The 20,957-nt window shown below is 41.6% G+C and carries 20 protein-coding genes and 1 riboswitch; of the genes, 19 read left to right on the top strand and 1 reads right to left on the bottom strand.

Going from position 1 to position 20,957, the window contains the following annotated elements:
* The first annotated feature begins 1 nt into the window (after position 1).
* The 6 genes from BUB35_RS04375 to pflB all read left to right on the top strand — a co-directional run bounded on the left by BUB35_RS04375 (position 2) and on the right by pflB (position 7,452).
* The gene (locus BUB35_RS04375; protein ID WP_242949197.1) at positions 2 to 1,909 is read left to right on the top strand and encodes an ABC transporter ATP-binding protein; all 1,908 of its coding nucleotides are present in this window, start codon (positions 2 to 4) and stop codon (positions 1,907 to 1,909) included.
* Between the two features lie 234 nt (positions 1,910 to 2,143).
* Complete coding sequence (locus tag BUB35_RS04370) at positions 2,144 to 3,094, top strand: stalk domain-containing protein (RefSeq protein WP_072849588.1); 951 nt, start codon at positions 2,144 to 2,146, stop codon at positions 3,092 to 3,094.
* Positions 3,045 to 3,434 (top strand): hypothetical protein, encoded by a 390-nt coding sequence (locus BUB35_RS04365; RefSeq protein WP_143158939.1) that lies wholly within the window; start codon positions 3,045 to 3,047, stop codon positions 3,432 to 3,434. Before BUB35_RS04370 ends, BUB35_RS04365 begins: the two co-directional genes overlap by 50 nt.
* Positions 3,382 to 4,155 (top strand): hypothetical protein, encoded by a 774-nt coding sequence (locus BUB35_RS04360; protein ID WP_072849583.1) that lies wholly within the window; start codon positions 3,382 to 3,384, stop codon positions 4,153 to 4,155. Before BUB35_RS04365 ends, BUB35_RS04360 begins: the two co-directional genes overlap by 53 nt.
* A gap of 185 nt (positions 4,156 to 4,340) precedes the next feature.
* Positions 4,341 to 4,424: riboswitch (ZMP/ZTP riboswitch) on the top strand.
* A 55-nt stretch (positions 4,425 to 4,479) separates the two neighbouring features.
* Entirely contained in the window at positions 4,480 to 5,193 is a 714-nt protein-coding gene (pflA, locus tag BUB35_RS04355) for a pyruvate formate-lyase-activating protein (protein WP_072849580.1), read from the top strand.
* Between the two features lie 27 nt (positions 5,194 to 5,220).
* Positions 5,221 to 7,452 carry a formate C-acetyltransferase gene (gene pflB, locus BUB35_RS04350; protein ID WP_200777566.1) on the top strand — a complete coding sequence of 744 codons (2,232 nt, stop codon included), beginning with the start codon at positions 5,221 to 5,223 and terminating at the stop codon, positions 7,450 to 7,452.
* 329 nt (positions 7,453 to 7,781) lie between these two features.
* Here pflB and BUB35_RS04345 read toward each other — a convergent pair whose 3' ends face one another.
* Positions 7,782 to 8,342 carry a PadR family transcriptional regulator gene (locus BUB35_RS04345; RefSeq protein ID WP_072849578.1) on the bottom strand — a complete coding sequence of 187 codons (561 nt, stop codon included), beginning with the start codon at positions 8,340 to 8,342 and terminating at the stop codon, positions 7,782 to 7,784.
* Between the two features lie 722 nt (positions 8,343 to 9,064).
* Here BUB35_RS04345 and BUB35_RS04340 point away from each other — a divergent pair.
* The 13 genes from BUB35_RS04340 (at position 9,065) to BUB35_RS04280 (ending at position 20,901) form a co-directional block, all read left to right on the top strand.
* Positions 9,065 to 9,544, top strand: coding sequence for a DUF2798 domain-containing protein (locus tag BUB35_RS04340; protein WP_072849576.1), 480 nt, complete (start codon positions 9,065 to 9,067; stop codon positions 9,542 to 9,544).
* Positions 9,545 to 9,565: 21 nt separating this feature from the next.
* Positions 9,566 to 10,252 (top strand): F0F1 ATP synthase subunit A, encoded by a 687-nt coding sequence (locus tag BUB35_RS04335; protein ID WP_072849574.1) that lies wholly within the window; start codon positions 9,566 to 9,568, stop codon positions 10,250 to 10,252.
* A 39-nt stretch (positions 10,253 to 10,291) separates the two neighbouring features.
* Positions 10,292 to 10,516: an ATP synthase F0 subunit C gene (gene atpE, locus BUB35_RS04330; RefSeq protein ID WP_072849572.1), complete on the top strand. Its 225-nt coding sequence runs from the start codon at positions 10,292 to 10,294 to the stop codon at positions 10,514 to 10,516.
* 18 nt (positions 10,517 to 10,534) lie between these two features.
* On the top strand, positions 10,535 to 11,017 hold the full coding sequence (locus tag BUB35_RS04325; protein ID WP_072849570.1) for a F0F1 ATP synthase subunit B family protein: 483 nt from the start codon (positions 10,535 to 10,537) through the stop codon (positions 11,015 to 11,017).
* Positions 11,017 to 12,792 carry a F0F1 ATP synthase subunit alpha gene (gene atpA / locus BUB35_RS04320; protein ID WP_072849567.1) on the top strand — a complete coding sequence of 592 codons (1,776 nt, stop codon included), beginning with the start codon at positions 11,017 to 11,019 and terminating at the stop codon, positions 12,790 to 12,792. Before BUB35_RS04325 ends, atpA begins: the two co-directional genes overlap by 1 nt.
* Complete coding sequence (atpG, locus tag BUB35_RS04315) at positions 12,779 to 13,678, top strand: ATP synthase F1 subunit gamma (RefSeq protein ID WP_072849563.1); 900 nt, start codon at positions 12,779 to 12,781, stop codon at positions 13,676 to 13,678. The genes atpA and atpG overlap by 14 nt, the downstream gene beginning before the upstream one ends.
* A 15-nt stretch (positions 13,679 to 13,693) precedes the next feature.
* The gene (gene atpD / locus BUB35_RS04310; protein WP_072849557.1) at positions 13,694 to 15,091 is read left to right on the top strand and encodes a F0F1 ATP synthase subunit beta; all 1,398 of its coding nucleotides are present in this window, start codon (positions 13,694 to 13,696) and stop codon (positions 15,089 to 15,091) included.
* Positions 15,092 to 15,103: 12 nt separating this feature from the next.
* Positions 15,104 to 15,511 carry an ATP synthase F1 subunit epsilon gene (gene atpC / locus BUB35_RS04305; RefSeq protein ID WP_072849556.1) on the top strand — a complete coding sequence of 136 codons (408 nt, stop codon included), beginning with the start codon at positions 15,104 to 15,106 and terminating at the stop codon, positions 15,509 to 15,511.
* Between the two features lie 147 nt (positions 15,512 to 15,658).
* Positions 15,659 to 16,348 (top strand): response regulator transcription factor, encoded by a 690-nt coding sequence (locus BUB35_RS04300; protein WP_072849554.1) that lies wholly within the window; start codon positions 15,659 to 15,661, stop codon positions 16,346 to 16,348.
* Complete coding sequence (locus tag BUB35_RS04295) at positions 16,345 to 17,691, top strand: HAMP domain-containing sensor histidine kinase (protein WP_072849552.1); 1,347 nt, start codon at positions 16,345 to 16,347, stop codon at positions 17,689 to 17,691. The genes BUB35_RS04300 and BUB35_RS04295 overlap by 4 nt, the downstream gene beginning before the upstream one ends.
* A gap of 108 nt (positions 17,692 to 17,799) precedes the next feature.
* The gene (locus BUB35_RS04290; RefSeq protein ID WP_072849548.1) at positions 17,800 to 18,603 is read left to right on the top strand and encodes a PepSY domain-containing protein; all 804 of its coding nucleotides are present in this window, start codon (positions 17,800 to 17,802) and stop codon (positions 18,601 to 18,603) included.
* A 183-nt stretch (positions 18,604 to 18,786) separates the two neighbouring features.
* A complete protein-coding gene (locus BUB35_RS04285) occupies positions 18,787 to 19,992 on the top strand; it encodes a DUF6070 family protein (protein ID WP_072849544.1) in 1,206 nt (401 codons plus the stop codon).
* A gap of 33 nt (positions 19,993 to 20,025) precedes the next feature.
* Positions 20,026 to 20,901 (top strand): tetratricopeptide repeat protein, encoded by an 876-nt coding sequence (locus BUB35_RS04280; RefSeq protein WP_072849538.1) that lies wholly within the window; start codon positions 20,026 to 20,028, stop codon positions 20,899 to 20,901.
* Positions 20,902 to 20,957: the final 56 nt, after the last annotated feature.

The raw sequence follows: 20,957 nt of genomic DNA, 5'->3' as shown, positions 1-20,957 counted from the left end.
TATGCGTGAAATAGAAAAACATGCCGGACGTGGAAATACATTTTTCAGACTAACGGCCTATTTAATGAAACATTATAAACTGGAACTCATTGTGGTAATGGTTTGCATTGTCATCAGCTCCTGTGCGTCTGTTGTTGCGACGGTGTTCCTGCAAAGGCTTATTGATGAATGCATCACACCAGGGATTACATTGGGAATGGGGGCTGTGTGGTCACAGCTTGTTTCCATCCTTACAACCATGGCAGTGGTTTACATTTTAGGTGTCATTGCGGCATTTACCTATACACGTATCATGGCAATCGTCACCCAAGGAACATTGAAGCATATGCGAAATGATATGTTTTCAAATATGCAGACATTGCCAATTCAATATTTTGATACAAATTCCCACGGGGATATTATGAGTACATATACCAATGATACAGATGCCATCCGACAGCTGATTGGTCAGAGTATGCCCATGCTTTTGCAGTCTTTTCTGACGGTATTGGCTATGTTTGTCATGATGCTTTGTTACAGCATCTGGCTGACACTTGCAGTATGTGTATTTCTTATATTTATGCTCTTTATGACTCAGAAAGTAGGGGGCGCAAGTTCCCGTTTCATGATGGCACAGCAGGAATCTTTGGCAAAGGAAGAAGGCTTTGTGGAGGAAATGCTCAATGGGCAGAAGGTCATACAGGTGTTTTGCCACGAAGAAGAAAGCAAGAGTGATTTTGTAAAAATCAATGACCAGCTTTTTTCCGACAGTGAAAAGGCATTTCAATTTGGGAATATTTTGATGCCAATTCTAAACAATGTAGAGAATCTGATGTACGTGTCTTTGGCAATCATTGGCGGTTTGCTTCTGCATTTTCAGGTAGGTAATCTGTCTTTGGCTGGCATCGGAACTATATCTGTGGGTATCATTATTTCCTTTTTGGGTATGGCAAGACAGCTTTCTCAAACAATCGGACAGGCATCCATGCAGGTTTCTCTCATTGCCATGGGGCTTGCCGGTGCAAAACGTGTTTTTCAGTTAATGGATGAAAAATCGGAAACAGACCAAGGCTATGTGACATTGGTCAAAGGGAAAAAAGACGAAAAGGGAAAAATTACAGAAACAGACGAAATGACAGGTACATGGTTCTGGAAGCAGCCTGACAAGGAAAGTGGTCAGGTAATCTATCGGGAATTGACCGGCGATATCCGTCTGGAGCATGTGGACTTTGGGTATGAACCCAGAAAGCTTGTTCTTCGAAATATATCCTTGTTTGCCAAACCAGGTCAAAAGATTGCTTTCGTTGGTGCAACCGGTGCGGGAAAAACAACCATCACCAACTTGATCAATCGCTTTTATGACATAGCAGATGGGAAAATCTATTATGACGGCATTGATATTTCGAAAATCCGCAAGCCTGATCTGCGGAAGTCCCTGGGTATTGTATTGCAGGATGTAAACTTGTTTACCGGAACCGTGATGGATAATATTCGATATGGTAAATTAGATGCTACCGACGAAGAATGTATTGCGGCTGCGAAACTGGCAAATGCAGATGATTTTATCAGAAGATTGCCGCAGGGCTACCAGACAGTCCTGACAGGGAATGGTTCCAGTCTTTCCCAAGGACAGCAGCAGTTGATTTCCATTGCTCGTGCCGCGGTGGCAGATCCGCCTGTCATGATTCTTGACGAAGCCACATCTTACATTGATACACGTACAGAGGCATTGGTACAGGATGGTATGGATAATCTGATGAAAGGTAGAACTGTTTTTGTCATTGCCCATCGGTTATCAACCATTCGGAACAGCCAAGCCATTATGGTACTGGACCACGGCAGAATCATTGAACGCGGCAGTCACGAGGAATTGATTGCGCAGAAAGGCACTTATTATCAATTGTACATAGGAGCATTTGAACTGGAGTGATATGCATTTTAGATGATTCTATGAAAAGAAAAACAACTTTAGCAGCGAGATGATATTTCGCTGCTTTTTTCTTTGTTGAGACATGAGCAGTATCATAAATTTCGAAAGAAATTCTTACAAAACGAGGGCTTTCCTATTCTTTATTCCTTTCTATGATATGATAAACATATAGATGTATTTTTCAAGATACATTAAAAGAGGCATTGTTTGGATGATTGGGAAAGAGGGATGACTATGAAAAAGTTTGATTGCAGTATTGGGAAAAAACTGGCAGTTCCGCTTCTTTGCTTTGCGTTTCTTTTGCCAGCAGGTGAGTGCGCATTGGGGGCAGAACCGCTCAAATGGACAGAAAACAAGGCTGATGTACGTATTTATCAAACAGAATTATCAGATTTTTATGAAATTTCTTTTTTGAATTTAGATTCAAATTGCGAGGAGAGCACTTATGAAAGAGATGTAAAAAATGGTATCCGTCTGCTGATGATTAACGGCGGATTTGTACCGGAACCAGAAACCGTGCTGCAAGATGGTGTTGTGTATGCCCCTTTGGAAAAAATCGCAGAACCTCTGGGCATTACCTATGATCTGACCGATGAGTCTGGAAATTATCTGACATTGAAAAAAGGGGACACCACCCTTGTTTTTCCAAGATACAATGAAAGTACCGTGCTGCTGAATGGTCATGAAATGGCTGCATCTTATTACCTGTGTGATTACGATTATTTGTATGTTCCACTGCGCTTTGTTGCGGAGACCTTTGGTGGAAAGGTACAGTATGTGGATGACTACGAAAAAACTTATTGTCATGAAGATAATTCGGAATCCCCCAATTGGGTAAAAGTCAGTGTCATTGCCATTGAAATGCCGAACGGAACAAAGCCCCAATATGTTTCCAAAGATGGTCTGGAAAAAATCACTGATGTTTCTGTTCAGTATCAGAAGGATTTGATTGCTGCAAAAGAAGAAACAAATCAGGAAATTGAGCAGAAGTTTTACTATGATGCTTCGGCAGTGACCTATACCGGGAAAAAACTTGCCAGATTTTATGTATATGAGTTAAAAGGGTTCGAAAATTTCCCAATCTATTTCAATGAATATACAGGAGAAATTTATAGCGAATCAGCGGGTCTGGCATTTGCAGGCTTGCATAAAGGATTCATCAACATTGGTTTTATGCTTTCATAATGGAGGAAGCGAGGGAAGGACAATGAAAAGAAGCCTCGTTTTTCTGGCGACTGCTTGTGCTTTATGTGTGGCATGGGTGCTTTGCAAAGGAATGCAGGCTGATACCCGAACCGTTGAAATAGAGGGAGAAGCCATTCCATATATTTGCCAGAATGAAAAAGTGTATGTTTATCTAAAAGATTTGCTGGACTCTGGATTTTTTGTGGATGCTGCAGAAAGTCGTACACTGGAAACCAGATCGGGCATGGTATCAGAAATCGTTTTGTGGCAGGAGGATATTTATCCAAATGAAGATAAAAAAAGGCGATATCCCACATGTGCAGGATGGATGGAAATATGAAACATATATCAATGGTCTGCAGATTGGCACTTATGCCTGCCAGGGAGAATTGCTTGTTGATGCGGAAGAGTTGATTGGACAGCCTGTTTCATTCAAAGAAGATGCATCCATATCGGAAAAAACTGTTTTATATGACCAGAATGGAAATGAGGAGGTTTTACCTGAGAATCTGGAACAGATTACAAAAACAAATAGAAATTCTGTCCATGGCAATCCAGAAGCGCCAAATCGTTTTTCTTTTGAAAACTGTTCCCAGTATCTGATGCGGGCAGAGAAAAATACAGCACATAGGCTGGGGATAGACGTAATGCAGAAAGGGGATATTCTGAAAACAAAGAAGGGCTCTTTCCCTTTGGAAGAAGTGAAAGCGGGAGAATGTGCAGGCGTTTCCATTCTGACCATGCAGGAAGAATATACAGAACTTTCTTCTATGCTGAATGAGTTAGGAATTTCCTATTCTTTCAACAATGGAAAGCTGGAATTGCAAGGAAAAGGAAATGGGAAAACCATCAACCAGAAAAGTACCGATGCCATGGGCACCATTCCCCAATATCCATATCGTATGTTTGCCATGACATTGGAACTTTCTAATGGAGATAAGTTGGACTGTTTATACGATGGTGAGAAGCTTTTTGCCGCAAACAATGATTTGGAACAGACCGATATTTGGAAAGAATACGGATATGTTTATGAAAATGGCAATTGGACTCCATTGAAATAAAGGTGTTGTTGTTAAAAAAGAACAGATTCTCTGTCACATCTTGTCTATATAAAATTTACAAGAATCTTGTCACGAAACAGAATGAAATAAAATGTTTTTGACAAAAAAACAATAATCTTTGTGAAAAACACAAATTTCTAAAGATTTCCATTTGACACACAAAATAAAGTATGCTAGTATCAACTCGTGGATTATATGACTGACGGAATCGTGGATCTAACCACATGGAGTATAATCGTTACCACAAGCCGACCGTCTGGGCAGGAAAAGCCCGGGCGTGCGGCTTTTTCTATTTCAAAAAATTGGATAGAAAGAGGTGATGATATGCAGCAAGGCAGAATCCATTCCATTGAGTCCATGGGACTTGTGGATGGACCTGGAATCCGTACCGTTCTTTTTCTGCAGGGGTGCCATTTGCGGTGCCGCTACTGCCATAACCCTGATACATGGCAGCTCTCCGGCGGAAAAGAAATAGATGTAGGTCAAATTATGAAGATGCTGAAACGTTATCGTCCCTATTACGGCAATACAGGTGGTGTCACCTGTTCCGGTGGGGAACCTTTGTTGCAGGCGGATTTTGTAACGGAATTGTTCAAAGCCTGCAAAGCCGAGAATATTTCCACTTGTCTGGATACGGCAGGCTATGGAAATGGCTCTTATGATATATTGCTGGATTACACAGATCTGGTGATCTTTGATATCAAGCATGTGATATCGGAGAAATACCACAAACTGACAGGAGGCGATTTTTCCATTGCGAAAACGTTCTTGGAAACGGTCATTGCAAAGAATATTCCTCTTTGGATCAGGCATGTGGTGGTACCAGACTTGACCGATGGGGAAGCGCATATTCGGCAATTGGGGGAAATGATTCAGACAATTCCTAATGTAGAGAAAGTGGAACTGTTGCCTTACCATACCATGGGCGTGGGAAAATACCATGCTTTAGGCATTCCATATTCTCTGGAAGGCGTTCCGCCTATGGAACAGAAAAAAATACAGTATCTTCAAAATTTGTTGACGGAAATGATTGCATAACATGTGGTTAGAAAGGATGACGCAGAAATGAATACAATGGCTTGGCAGGGTTTTCAGACAGGAAAATGGACAAAAGAAATTGATGTCAGAAACTTTATTCAGAAAAACTATACCCTTTACGAAGGTGATGACACTTTCCTGGAAGGGGTTACAGATAGAACACAGAAAGTATGGGATAAATGCCATGAACTGATTTTGGAAGAAATGAAAAAAGGCATTCTGGATGTGGAAACCAATATCGTATCCGGTATTGACAATTTTGCACCGGGATATATTGACAAGGAAAATGAGGTTATTGTGGGCTTGCAGACAGATGCGCCCCTGAAACGGATTGTTAATCTTTATGGTGGCATGAAAATGGCAAAAAGTGCCTTGGAACAGTACGGCTATGAATTGAATCCCCAGCTGGAAAAAGACTTCCATGCTTATCGGAAAACTCATAACGAAGGCGTATTCGACGCATATCCAAAGAGAACAAAAGTAGCAAGACACGTAGGTCTTTTAACAGGTCTGCCTGACGCTTATGGTCGTGGTCGTGTCATTGGTGATTACAGAAGAGTTGCACTGTATGGCGTGGATTTCCTCATTGGCGAAAAAGAAAAGGAACAGGACATGTTTGATGGTCCTATGACAGATGAAAGAATCCGCTTGAGAGAAGAAATCAGCATGCAGATTCAGGCACTGAAAGAAATGAAATCCATGGCAATGAAATATGGTGTGGATATCAGCGAACCTGCGAAAAATGCCAGAGAAGCCGTTCAGTTTTTGTATATGGCATATCTGGCAGGGGTAAAAGAAAACAATGGTGCCGCTATTTCCTTGGGACGTACATCCACATTCCTGGATATTTACATCGAAAGAGATTTGCAAAACGGTGTTATCACAGAAAAAGAAGCGCAGGAACTCATTGATCAGTTCATCATCAAATTAAGACTGGTGCGGCACCTGAGAACACCGGAATATAACGAACTGTTCGGTGGAGATCCCACTTGGGTGACAGAAGCCATTGGCGGTGTCAGCATCAACGGCAGACCTCTGGTTACAAAAAATTCCTTCCGTTATCTGCATACCCTGACCAATCTGGGAACAGCACCAGAACCCAATATGACTGTTCTGTGGAGCAGAGATCTGCCGGAAGAATTCAAGAAATACTGCGCAAAAATGAGTATTCAGACAGATTCTATTCAGTATGAAAACGATGATGTCATGCGTCCTCTTTATGGCGATGATTACGCCATCTCCTGCTGTGTATCCGCTATGCGTGTGGGCAAACAGATGCAGTTCTTCGGCGCAAGAGCAAATCTGGCAAAATCTCTGCTGATGGCGTTAAACGCAGGCGTGGACGAACTCCAGAAAGTGCCTGTAGTTCCCGGAATCGAACCATTGAAAAACGAAGTTTTAGATTTTGATGAAGTTTGGGATCGTTACAAAAAGGTGCTGGACTATGTTGCAGAGCTTTATGTGGATACCATCAATATCATCCACTACATGCACGATAAATATGCCTATGAAGCAAGCCAGATGGCGCTTCATGACGGCAATGTGGAACGACTGACCGCTTTTGGCATGGCTGGCATTTCTGTTGTGGCAGACTCTCTTTCTGCCATCAAGTTTGCCAAAGTAACACCTGTGCGGGATGAAAATGGTGTGACTGTAGATTTTAATGTAGAAGGGGATTTCCCGAAATACGGCAATGACGACGACCGTGTGGATGAACTGGCAGTGGAAGTGGCAACATATTTCTCTAACGCATTAAAGAAACATCCCATCTACCGCAATGCAAAACATACACTGTCTGCTTTGACCATCACAAGCAATGTCATGTATGGTAAAAAAACAGGTACAACACCTGATGGTAGAAAACATGGGGAACCTTTGGCTCCCGGTGCAAACCCCATGCATGGCAGGGACGAAAATGGCGCACTGGCTTCCTTGAATTCTGTTGCAAAAATTCCTTACAGAAATGTATGTCAGGATGGTGTTTCCAACACATTCTCTATTGTTCCTGATGCATTGGGAAAAGATGAAGCGCAGCGTATTGAAAATCTGATTCATATTCTGGATGGTTATTTCTATCAGGGCGCACATCATTTGAATGTCAATGTTATGAATAGAGAAATTCTTTTGGATGCCATGGAACATCCTGAAAAATATCCTACACTGACCATTCGTGTTTCTGGTTATGCCGTAAACTTCAATCGTTTGTCCAAAGATCAGCAGAGAGAAGTTATCATGCGTACATTCCACGAGGCGGTATAATTAGGAAGAAATAGAATTTGTTTACGACAAAAAGCCAAACGCTTTTAAGAAGGGTTTGGCTTTTTTGTATAAATGTTTGTGCAAGGGTGTGAAAATATTGTAAAAAAATCTTACATTAATTTACATTTATAGAAATAAGTGGTAGTATATAGCGATGCTGAACAGAGGTGCTTCTGCTATACTCAAAGATGTCTGAAATACATCAGATAAAGATATGCATTTGGTATCGGCAACGGATTTTGGTCAAAAGTCTATGATTCATAACAAATATAGGATTACATTTTTAGGTAAGAATAGAAAAGAAAATAAACGAACTGAAAAAGAAAAAATCAATCCTTTTGTGAATCATTCAACCGTTGCTGGCAAAGGTCAATACATGTTTTTAACCAATGGCAGCTTGTTTCCTCTCTGGCAACTGCACCACCAAGGACCAGGTAATCACTAAAATAGGGTTCTTCCGTAGGTGGAATTGCATCGAACTTCTGTATGATCCGTTTTAGTTTCTGCAATTTTGCTTGATGCAGGGCTAATTGGTGTTCCAATAGTTCAATGCGTTTTTCCGGTGGAAGACAACTGGAAAAGTATAATTGCAATCGAAATTCGTCTTTGGTATTTGGCTGCAATGGAAGTTTTTTGGATTCCCAATGCAGGAAATCGCTGCGTCCTTCCTCTGTAATGGAATATACCTTCTTTTCCAATACAGTGCCGGAGATTTCAACTTCATATTTGACCAGACCTTTTTGTGTCAAAGACTTTAATTCTGGATAAATCTGGCTGTGTTTTGCGCGCCATGATCCCAGAAGGCTGTGTTCAATTGCTTTTGTCAATTCATAGCCTGTCATCTCTTGGCGGTTTAATAACCCAAGGATGGCATATTTTAACGTCCCCATATATTTCACTCCTTAATGTATTACTATGCCATGAAAACTAGATGTATTATATCACAAACAAAGAAACATTTCTAGAATTACATGTAAAAAAAAACATGAAATTTTGAACATGTAAATATTGACATGTTGCAAATGGAGTGATAATATGAGTGCGTGTTTGAAGAGTATCATCTTTACACGGAAACACCCTGGGTTTTGAAGCGTAAAAGGAGTGTGATGTGGTTGGAAGAGGATTGTGATTGGAAAGTCCAAAATAGGTCGCTGGATTTAATGAAAATTGAAGTCTGGTGTGCCGAAAAACCTGAGGGGATACAGATGTATTTCCCTCATAATGGTGATATGAAATCATAGAATGAAATTTTTGTAAACGCTCTTATGAAAAGAACCGGCAAACAGATGCGTCAGCAGAACTGGTTTGCTGTGTGAACAGAAAGAAGGGATGCGGTGGCTAAAATTGAAAAAAAGAAAAAGCACCATTGGAAAGTACAGAAAAAAACAACATCCCAACGGAAAAAATCAAAAAATGTTTGGTAATTCTATTGTTTGAATTGCCCTGCATGTTCTAAAAAGATATTGGGTATAATTTCCTACAAAATAAAATCATTTCTGCCGATTTCGGAGAAAAAGACGAAAATAAAAAACACTTACATGACCCACAAGAAATTACTACAATATTTCTTGTGGACAAAAAAGGCAGTAATGGAAATAAAAGGAGGATAATTATGCCGCAGAATAAAAGAGAAAGTTTGATTTATACCGTATTGATGTGTTTTGTAATGGTGTTTTGGATGAGTATGTATAATGTTACACTCCATATGGGCAGTCCGTCATTGGATGTATTGAGAGAAGGTTGGCTTGGTTTTCCCATCGCTTACATATACGCTATGTGCTTTGACTGGTTTTTGGTTTCTAAACTGGCAAAAGGCTTTGCCTTCCGTTTTCTGGTAAAACCTGAAAGCAGTACACTGCGTAAGGTCATTTGCATTTCCTCTTGTATGGTAGTACCCATGGTCATTGTCATGAGTTTGTATGGCGGTTTGGAAATGTGCGTCAGAACGGGAGAATGGGGACAGCTTGGTATGATTTGGCTGACCAATATCCCCAAAAACTTTATCATGGCTTTGCCATTCCAGCTGCTCATTGCAGGACCCATTGTTCGGAAAGTATTCCGCAGTGCTTTTCCGGTAGGGAGTGTACAGTAATCGTAAAAAAGGAGTAATCATATGGGAAGTTTAGCAGAAGAACTGATGAACGAGCTGAACTGTGAAACGGCATTTACCATTCCTGTGTTTGGCGGGATACCGGTTCCCGAATCCGTGGTAGCTACATGGATCATCATGGCTTTTCTTGTAGTGGCTTCGCTTTACCTGACCAGAAATCTGCAAATCGTGCCAACAGGAAAACGTCAGGTTTTTGTGGAATCCTGTGTGACATTTTTACAGGATTTTTTCACGGGGATTTTTGGTGAACATGGCAAAAGATATGTGCCATATCTGGGAACGGTGCTTCTGTTCATAGGCTGTGCAAACCTCATCGGTCTTTTTGGCATCAAACCGCCAACAAAAGATCTGAATGTGACAGCAGGACTTGCCATCATGAGCATTGTGCTCATTGAGTACGCAGGCATTCATCAGAAAGGTGTGAAAGGCTGGGTTAAAAGCTTTGCAGAGCCTATGCCAATCATTACCCCCATTAATATTTTGGAAATCTTTATCAAGCCGCTGTCTCTTTGCATGCGACTTTTCGGGAATGTATTGGGTGCATTTGTTGTTATGGAATTGATTAAAATTATTGTACCAGCAGTCATTCCAGTGGCATTCAGCCTGTACTTCGATATTTTCGATGGACTGATTCAGGCTTATGTATTTGTATTCTTGACCGCTTTGTTTATCAAAGAAGCCATAGAGTAATAAAAAGATGAAATTAGGATATTCAAGGAGGAAATAAAAATGACAACTTTAATCGCGATTGGTGCAGGTATTGCAGTATTGACAGGTATTGGCGCAGGTATCGGTATTGGTATCGCTACATCTAAAGCAGTAGAATCCATTGCAAGACAGCCCGAAGCAGAAAGCAAAATCAGCAAAACACTGCTGCTTGGTGCTGCACTGGCCGAAGCAACTGCAATTTACGGCTTTGTTATCGCATTGCTGATTATCCTGTTCTTAGGCTGATAAAAGGAGAATGTGGAAATGTTAACGCTGAATTGGAATATTATTTGGACTTTTGTTGATTTGATCGTACTGTATGTCCTTATGAAAAAATTTCTGTTCGCAAGGGTACAAAAAGTTCTGGATCAGCGGCAGGAAATGATTCAGGGACAGATGGATTATGCCAAAGAGCAGGAAGCATTGGCAAACCAGAATCTCCAGCAGGCACAGGAAACCGTGGAAAATGCCACAAAAGAGGCAAGGGAAAAGGCGCAGCGCATTTTGGAAGCAGCCAGCAAAAAAGAAAAAGAACAATTGCAGGCTTCTGAAGAAGAGGCAAAACGCATTTTGATTTCATCCAGAAAGCAGGCTGAGCAGGAACGGAAAAAACTGCTGGCAGATACTCAGGATGAAATGGTTACCATTGCCATGCTTGCAGCTAGAAAAGCAGTGGGAAACAATATCAACGAAGAAAAAGAAAAAGCGCTCTTTGAAGATTTGCTGAAGAAGGTAGGTGAAGCGTGATGGCAGAAAATTTCACAAAAGAATTTTTTGAAGAAAATCGAATTTTGAAGGCGATCATTCATTATGCCAAAAGACCTTCTGAAGGAGATTTACAGGAGCTGAAAAAAATCCTCCAGAAAACATACAATGCTACAGACGTGGTACTGGAGGAACATCAAAATGATGACATTCTGGGCGGTTATATGCTCCAGATTGGGAATAAAGTTTTTGACAATACATTCAAACTGACTTTTGATAAACTGGAACGTCAGCTTCGGAAAGAAAAAGGCAGAGAAGATATCATCTCTATTATGAAAAGTGATATCAATGGTTTTGAAGATGAATTTTCCATTGAAGAAGGCGGCTATGTACACCATCTTCATGATGGGATTGCTGCGGTAAAAGGTATCTCCAAAGCCATGTATGGTGAAATCGTATTGTTTGAAAACGGTCTGAAAGGTCTGGTACAGAATATTGACGAAACAGAAATCCTTTGCATGGTTCTGGGTGATGAACAGACTTTGACAGAAGGTACCCGTGTGCTGCGTACCAAACGCAGAGCCGGTATTCCCGTAGGGGACAGCATTCTGGGACGTGTTGTAGATGCCCTGGGTGCGCCCATTGACGGTAAAGGTGAAATTGAAGCAAAAGATTGGTATATGCTGGAAAGAAAGGCTGCCGGCGTTATTGAAAGACAGTCTGTCAATGTTCCTTTGCAGACAGGTATCATGGCGATTGACTCCATGTTTCCCATTGGCCGTGGTCAGAGAGAATTGATCATCGGCGACAGACAGACTGGTAAAACAGCCATTGCAGTAGATACCATTCTGAATCAGAAAGATAAAGATGTCATCTGTGTATATGTAGCCATTGGGCAGAAAGCCTCTACCATTGCACAGGTAATGACCAATTTGAAAAAACACGGTGCTATGGATTATACCGTTGTTGTTGCGGCAACAGCCAGCGCACCGGCGGCATTGCAGTATCTGGCACCTTATTCCGGTACTGCCATTGCGGAATACTTCATGGATCAGGGAAAAGACGTTCTGATCATTTATGATGACTTGTCAAAACATGCGGTGGCATATCGTGCACTGTCACTGTTGCTGGAACGTTCTCCAGGACGTGAAGCATATCCCGGTGACGTATTCTATCTGCATTCCAGACTGCTGGAACGTTCCTGTCGAATGGATGAAGCCCATGGCGGCGGCTCCATTACAGCACTGCCCATTATCGAAACACAGGCAGGGGACGTTTCTGCGTACATCCCTACCAACGTTATTTCTATTACCGATGGTCAGATTTATCTGGAAAGCGATTTGTTCTTCGAAGGCTTCCGTCCTGCGGTTAACGTAGGTCTTTCCGTATCCCGTGTAGGTGGTGCGGCGCAGACAAAAGCCATCAAGAGCGTCAGTGGTACTCTGCGTATTGACTTGGCACAGTATAAGGAAATCGAATCTTTCTCCCAGTTCAGTTCTGAACTGGATACCAGCACAAGAGAACAGATCGAATATGGTCAGCAGCTGATGGAATTGCTGAAACAGCCTTTGTATCAGCCAAAATCTCTGGAAAGACAGGTTATTACCCTTTGTGTTGCCACTAGCAGAAAACTCCTTGGTATTCCCAAAGAAAAAGTTGCTGGTTTTGTATCTGACTTTTATGGATACATGGAAGAAAATAAACCTGAAATTCTGGAATTTATCAGAAATGAAAAACAATTTACACCGGAACAGAAAGAAGCTGTTCTGGCAGAATTAGACGTATTCAAGAAGGAGCAAGGATATGGCAAGCAGTAAAGAAATTCAGGATCGTATGAAAAGTATTTCAGACACCATGAAGATCACCAATGCAATGTATCTGATCTCCTCATCCAAATTGCGAAAAGCAAGAAAAAATATGGAGCAGGTGTATGATTACTTTCATACCATTCGCCGAAGCATTGGCGATATTTTGCATCATATACCAGAAATGGAACATCGCTTTTTGGAACCTGTAGATGGACCCGATTTTGCCGCAAAACGGGCTTATATTGTTATCACGGCAGATAAAGGTCTTGCCGGGGCATACAATTTGAACGTGGAAAAGAAAGCAGAGCAGGAATATCACGAACATCCAAATGCCCGTTTCTTTGTTGTTGGGCTGGTTGGTCGTCATTATTTTCAGCACAAACAGATTCCCATCGAAGAAGACTTTTTGTATTCTTCCCAAAAGCCTACCTTGCAGCGGGCAAGACAGATTACAGTTGACCTGCTGGAAGAAGTGCGTAATGAAAGCGTACAGGAAGTGTACATCATTTTCACACGTATGAAAAATGGCTTGCAGTCAGAACCTGTCATGATGAAACTGCTGCCCCTTTCTCGTGAACAGTTTCATCATAAAGATATGGGTCTGCCGGAAGGTGACGAACCGGAAGTACCGGAAGAATTTTTTCCGGATGCGGTTTCTGTGTTCAATCAACTGGCACCTATCACCATGCAGGGTATTATTTTCAGTGCATTGACAGAAAGTTACTGTGCCGAACTCAATGACCGTATGGTTGCCATGGATGGCGCAACCAAAAACGGAACGGAAATGTTACAGCAATTGCAGCTGCAGTACAACCGCTTGCGGCAGGGCAGTATCACACAGGAAATCACAGAAGTCATTGCTGGTGCGAAAGCCCAGAAAAAGAAGCGGTTGTAAAGGAGGAACTGGTGTATGGAACAAGGAAAAATCATACAAATCATGGGTGCTGTTGTGGACGTACGTTTTCCACAGGAGCATGTACCCAAAATTCAGGAAGCACTGACTGTTGTGGTAGAAGACCATACACGGGTAATGGAAGTAGCACAGCAGTTGGGGGAAGGCGTCGTGCGCTGTATCATGATGGATACCAGCGAAGGTCTTTCCAAAGGATTAGAAGTTACCGCAACAGGTGCCGGTATTACGGTTCCTGTTGGCGAAAAAGTATTGGGCAGAATGTTTAACCTTTTAGGGGAACCCATTGACGGCGGAGAACCTGTACAGTCAGAAGAACACTGGTCTATCCACCGGAAAGCCCCTGATTTTGAAAAACAAAGCCCCGCAGTAGAAATACTGGAAACAGGCATCAAAGTTATTGACTTGCTGGCACCCTACGCAAAAGGCGGTAAGATTGGTCTGTTCGGTGGTGCTGGTGTTGGGAAAACCGTATTGATTCAGGAACTGATTCATAATGTAGCAACAGAACATGGCGGTTATTCCATCTTCACAGGCGTTGGGGAACGTTCCAGAGAAGGCAATGACCTGTATTGGGAAATGAAAGACTCTGGTGTTTTGAGTAAAACCGCACTGGTATTCGGTCAGATGAATGAAGTACCAGGTGCCAGAATGCGTGTTGCAGAAACAGGCTTGACTATGGCAGAATATTTCCGTGACAGAGAACATCAGGACGTACTGCTGTTCATCGATAATATTTATCGTTTTGTACAGGCTGGTTCTGAAGTATCCGCATTGCTGGGTCGTATGCCTTCTGCCGTTGGTTATCAGCCTACACTGGCAAATGAACTGGGTCAGTTACAGGAACGTATCACTTCCACAACAGATGGGTCTATCACTTCTGTACAGGCAGTATATGTGCCTGCCGATGACTTGACTGACCCTGCGCCTTCCACTACATTTGCCCATCTGGATGCCACAACAGTATTGTCCAGAAAAATTGTGGAACAGGGTATTTATCCCGCTGTTGACCCCTTGGCATCTTCCTCCAGAATTTTGGAAGCGGACATCGTAGGGGAAGAACATTACCAGACAGCTATGAAGGTACAGCAGATGCTGCAGAAATATCAGGAATTGCAGGATATTATCGCAATTCTGGGTATGGATGAACTGAGCGATGAAGATAAACAGACTGTTTATCGTGCAAGAAAGATTCAGCGTTTCCTGTCTCAGCCATTCTCTGTGGCTGAAAACTTTACAGGCGTTAAAGGTGTATATATCCCTCTGGAAGAAACCGTACGCGGATTCAAAGCCATCGTATCCGGTGAAATGGATGACTATCCAGAAGCAGCATTCTTCAATGTAGGCACCATTGATGATGTGAAGAAGAAAGCAGAACTGATGGCACGGGGCGCATAAGGAGGCGGCAATATGACACAGTTTCAGTTGAAGATTTCCTCCAGCAGTGGTCTGTTTTACGAAGGTACCTGCGAAAGTTTGGTAGTGCCTACCAGCGATGGGGAATATGGTGTTCTGGCAAACCATGTTTCTATGGTAATCGGTGTTGCCATTGGCATCCTGCGTTATAAAATGGATGGAAAATGGTATTATGTGGCTGTTGGACAGGGATTTGCTCGTGTCGTAGGGAATACAGTCACCATGGTCGTAGACAGTGCCGAAAGACCGGAAGACGTTGACGCAAAACGTGCGCAGGAAGCAAAAGAACGTGCGGAAGAACGCATAGCTTTGCAGACAAGCCGAAAAGAGTATTATCGCGGTCAAATGGCTATGGCCAGAGCTATGACGCGTTTGAAAATCAAAGAAAAGAAATTTATGTGATAATTTTGATGAAGTAGTAGTATGGAATGAAAAGGCAGAGCCGTGGACGGTTCTGCCTTTTCTGATGTGATATGGGAAAATTAAATTTGACGGAATGGAAAACAAGGACCATAATGGAATCAGTACAGATTGTGAGGAGAGGATTGAATGCGGATATTGGTTGTAGAAGACGAAATGGATATGAACCGTTTGTTGGTAAAGACACTGAAACGAGAAGGATATAGCGTAGACGGCTGTTTTGATGGAGAAGAAGCTTGGCTCCACCTCATGGGTGCGGAATATGATGCTGTGGTACTGGATGTGATGATGCCCAAAAAGGACGGCTATACGCTGATACAGGAACTGCGTGATAAAGGAAAAGACATTCCTGTATTGTTTTTGACTGCAAAAGACAGTATTGCGGACAGAGTGAAAGGATTGGACTTAGGGGCAGACGATTATTTAATTAAGCCCTTTGATTTTGATGAGCTTTTGGCAAGAATTCGAGCAATGACACGAAAACATGTTGGGAATAGAAACAATAGTTTTACAGCGGGGAATTTGACGATGGATGTGAAAAGCCATGTTGTCACAAGAGATGGGAAAGAAATCACTCTGCTGCCAAAGGAATTTTCTATTCTGAAATATCTTTTGCGGAACAAGGGGAATGTTGTATCCAGAGAACAGATTGAAGATCGTATTTGGAATTATGAGTATTCGGGCAATTCCAATAATGTGGATGTGTATATGAGTAAATTACGGAAGAAAATTGATGATGGATATGACACAAAACTTATCCATACCATCCGCGGCGTTGGCTGGGTACTGCGCGAAGACGAACAAGGGGGAAAATCATGAAACGTGTTTCCATTAAGCTGAAAATCACCATCTGGTATTTCATCCTTATGACCATTATGAGCGTGCTGATGATTGGTTTTCTTTGGTTTGTCAGCAATGCGGTTACAACCCAGACAGCCATGAACAATGTATCTCAGGTGGTGCGCAGCAATTTAGATGAAGTGGATGTAGCAGATGGAAAATTGCAGTTGGGTAATGAATTCCAGTTTTATCAAAATGGTGTATACACTGTAATCTATAGCCAGAAAGCATCTTTGCTGGCAGGACAGATACCCGCGTCTTTCACTGTTTCAGAACCCTTTGAAAATGGCTTGACGCGCATGGTTTCCAATGGAGAGAATCGGTTCTATGTTTTTGATCTTTGGTGCCCATTTGGCTGGGATGATGGTGTGTGGGTAAGAGGGGTCATGGAAGTATCTGAAGATACTCTAATGATACGAAATCTGGTTATGAGTTCCGCTGCAGCCATGCCTATCTTTATTCTGCTGGCTACCATTGGCGGTTATTTGATTGCAAAGCGTGCTTTCCGGCCGCTGGAACAGATGATACAAAAAGCAGATACCATTAGCGAAGCATCTGACTTGTCTGCACGAATGGAAATCCCGGAAGGAAATAATGAATTTACCAGATTGGCAACGACTTTTGATAAAATGTTTGAAAGGCTGGAAAAATCTTTTGAAGCGGAACAGCAGTTTACTGCCGATGCTTCCCATGAATTGAGAACACCTACTTCTGTTATCAAAAGCGCCTGTGAGTATGCGAAAAAATATGAAGAAACGCCGGAAGAACGAGCAGAAACCATTGATATGATTTATCGGCAGGCAGTAAAAATGTCGGATTTGATTTCTGAACTCCTCAGCATTACCCGATTGGATCAGGGAACGGAGTCTGTGAAATTTGCTCCGGTGAAATTTGCCGATTTGATTCATAAGACTTGTGAAGAAAATGGATATGACCTTACAAGATTCCATTTTGCATTGGATGATACCATTATATTGCAGCTGGATATGTCTTTGATGGGACGGCTGATTCAGAATCTGGTGGAGAATGCCATCAAATATGGAAAGCCCGATGGACAAATCTGGATAAAGCTGGAACAAAAGGGCAATGAGGTTTTGTTCCATGTGCAGGATGATGGTATCGGTATCGCCAAAGAAGAGCAGGAAAAAATCTGGAAGCGTTTTTACCAAGTGGATGCTTCTCGTACTGGCAAACGTGGTGCAGGACTGGGGCTTTCTATGGTGCAGAAGATTGCGGAACTGCATCATGGATATATGGAACTGGAAAGTACACCGGGAAAAGGCAGTACATTTACACTTCATTTGCCAGCGTCACAGAAATAAAAAAAATTAAAAATTCTTTCCAAATTTCATGTTTCTTTCATGTTTGCAGGTTATGATAAGTACAACAAAGAAAACAAACATAACCGAAGCAAAAAGGGAGGCGTTTATATGAAATATTTAGGTAGATTGACAGTAATGGCAGCGGCAGCGTGGATGATGACAGGCTGTGTACAGCAGACAAAACAGGCAGAATATCTGGGCGTTGATGCAGCAAAAGCCATTGCGTTGGCAGCGGCAGATATTACCGAAAGTGACGCCGTGTTTACCACAGCGGAATTGGAAGAAAAAAATGGACTTTCCTATTATGAAATTGATTTTACTGTAGGCGGACAGGAATATGATTATGATATCGATGCCATCAGTGGTAAGATCATTGAGAACCAGACAAAGGCAGTGGACGATACAGCAGCAAATGAAGCTACCACAGCAAATACCACAAATGCTGCTTCTGACGGACAGGTGACACTGGAAGAAGCTAAGGAAATTGCACTGAATCATGCTGGATTGACTGCCGATGGAGTAACTTTCATCAAGGGCAAACTGGAACGTGATGACGGCAGAGAAAAATACGATATCGAATTCTATACTTCTGATTTCAAGGAATATGACTACGAAATCGATCCTCAAACAGGAGAAATCCTTTCTTATGACTATGACGCAGAAGATTATGCACCTCAAAAATTATCTACAGGAAACAGCAGTGCCATTACAGAAGCAAAAGCTAAAGAAATTGCAGTAGCGCAGGTTTCCGGTGCTACAGTGGATGACATTCGAGAATGGGAAGCAGATTATGATGATGGACGTCTGGAATATGAAGGTAAAATCTATGACGCAGATACAGAATATGAATTTACCATTGACGGATACAGCGGTTCCATCATTAGCTGGGAAACAGAACCTCTGCGCCGCTAAATAACAATCAATTACAGCAAAAACGGTTAAAGCCTCTTGGTTTTAGCCGTTTTTTTGTATTGGCGTAATTTTAAGGAATGCGTAAGAAAAAGGTCTTGACTATGAAATATTACTGATGTAATATTTAGAAAACTATTTTTTTGGTTTGAAATATTACATTTGTAATAAAATGAGGTGGAATGAATGTATAGAAAAAGGTTACTTGTTTTATGTGTGCTTGCTGCAACTTTGGGATGTTCCTGTGCAAAGGTAGAAACAGAACTGCCCATAAAATCGAATGTTGATACGCAAACATCTTTTGATGAAGAAAAATCCTCTCAAATTATTGCCATTTCTTTAGAAGCAATGAAAGAACAGGCTAGCAATCCTTCTGAAACGAAATTAGAGAAGGTAAAACAGGTTATGCAAAGACTGGAAGAGCAGGGATATGCTGCTGTAGACAGCAAAAATCAGATCAATATGGTTTGTGCAGATCAGGCAATTGATTTTTGTCAGGCAGTGGAAGAAAAGCATCAGGATGATTTTATGCTTACGGTGATTTCAGACACTTTAAAGTGGACTATATATGATTTTCATTGTGAAGATGGAACTGTTACCGTGGCAAGAAATATCTATCAATTTGAAGATGGCAATATGCAACTGGAAGATTCAGCCATTTACACCGCTTCAGATTGGAAATACACAGCGGAGGGTTATATCATGTTTTCCGGAAGCTGGTATTCAGAGGCATATTATCTTTTCACACTGAGTGATATGCAGGAAAGGGTTGCTCTGCGCGTCCTTCCTTTGGATGAGAAATACCGCGCATTGAATGAAACTTATATGATGCCCATTAGTTATGTAAAAAACAATATGTTTCTGATGGACTGGAGTGAGGACGATTTTTCTGCCCTTGATTTTTATGATCTGTTTGATATTTTTTACCGCCAGATTTACGGAAAAGAAGTGCCATATGGACCAAGTGATAACTTAGGTATGGGTACAGTATATCAAATTCCAAAGGAGGAATTTGAACATACCATTATGACATATCTGAATATCGACAGCCAAACATTACAGCAGAAAACATTGTATCGTGTGGATACAAAAACGTATGAATATCGTCCACGAGGGTTTTATGAGGCAGAATATCCAGAGCATCCATACCCAGAAGTGGTTGATTACACGGAAAATGCGGATGGAACCATTACGTTGCTTGTCAATGTGGTATTTCCCTATGAGGGTTTATCCAAAGTCTTTTCTCATGAAGTGGTGGTGCGCCCGCTGGAAAATGGCGGTGTGCAATACGTTTCCAATCATGTGATACCGTCAGAAGATAACGTAGAAGAAAGCTGGTATAAGCCGCGGCTGACGCTGGCAGAATGGGTGAAAGTTTATGGAGCGGAATAAAACTGAAATGATAAAAAGGCAGGCGAATAACTTATGAAAGAACAGATTGAAAAACTTTATGAAAAATACAAACGAGGGAAATTAAAAGCAGTTATCATATGCGTAATTGCTTATTTTGCCATGATGGGCGTTGTCAGCATGTTTTTAGGCAGTCCCTTTCCTCATAAAACACAAATTCTGTTTATGGAAACCATGGCAAATGGATGGATTAATACCCATGGATATTTGCTGATTCTTTGCGGCATTATTGGAATTATTGTGGGCATGGGCAGTATTCTATATCAAATCATTCATGATTTTGAGAAATTCGATAAGATTCTCTTGGAAGAGTGTGATACAAAAAAATATCTGGAACTCATGGAATATGCTGTATCTTACGGAACAGAAATTAAACCAAAAGATTTCCAGAAATCAGTTTTTACACTGGTGCAGCAGCGGTATGTATTGGCGCTGATGGCAGAGCATCGTTTCCCTAAGGCAATGGCTTATCTGCAAAATCATTGGCAGGGCAAGAAAACGACAAACCTTTACCGAAATACAACATTGAGTGTGCAGCTGGCATCCTCTTTTGAAAATAGAAGCGAGGAAGAATTTGCAGGACTGTATCAAAAGGGTGAAAAACTATTCCGTAAAAATGGAATTTTCTTAGGGAAAAAATTGTTTTTGGAAGGGAAGTATGCTGACGCAGTGGAACTCCTCCAGAACATCCAAAAGAAAACAAATTATCAAGAAGTGCAAAGACAATATATGTTAGCCATGTGTTATGAAGCATTGAAAGAAACGGAGCAGGCGTCTATCTGCATGGAATATGTCGCAAAATACGGAAATACCACGCCATGCAGATATGCAGCAGAACAATGGAAGAAAGAAAATGCTTCTATAATATTGTCTGAATTGATGACAGAATAATTGAGAGATCACTCGGGGCTATTATATAAAAAACAAAGAAAGCTGGAATTCCTAAA

Source organism: Anaerotignum lactatifermentans DSM 14214, assembly GCF_900142265.1.
GTDB classification, from domain to species: Bacteria; Bacillota; Clostridia; order Lachnospirales; family Anaerotignaceae; genus Anaerotignum; species Anaerotignum lactatifermentans.
This window is presented reverse-complemented; position numbering and strand designations above follow the sequence as displayed.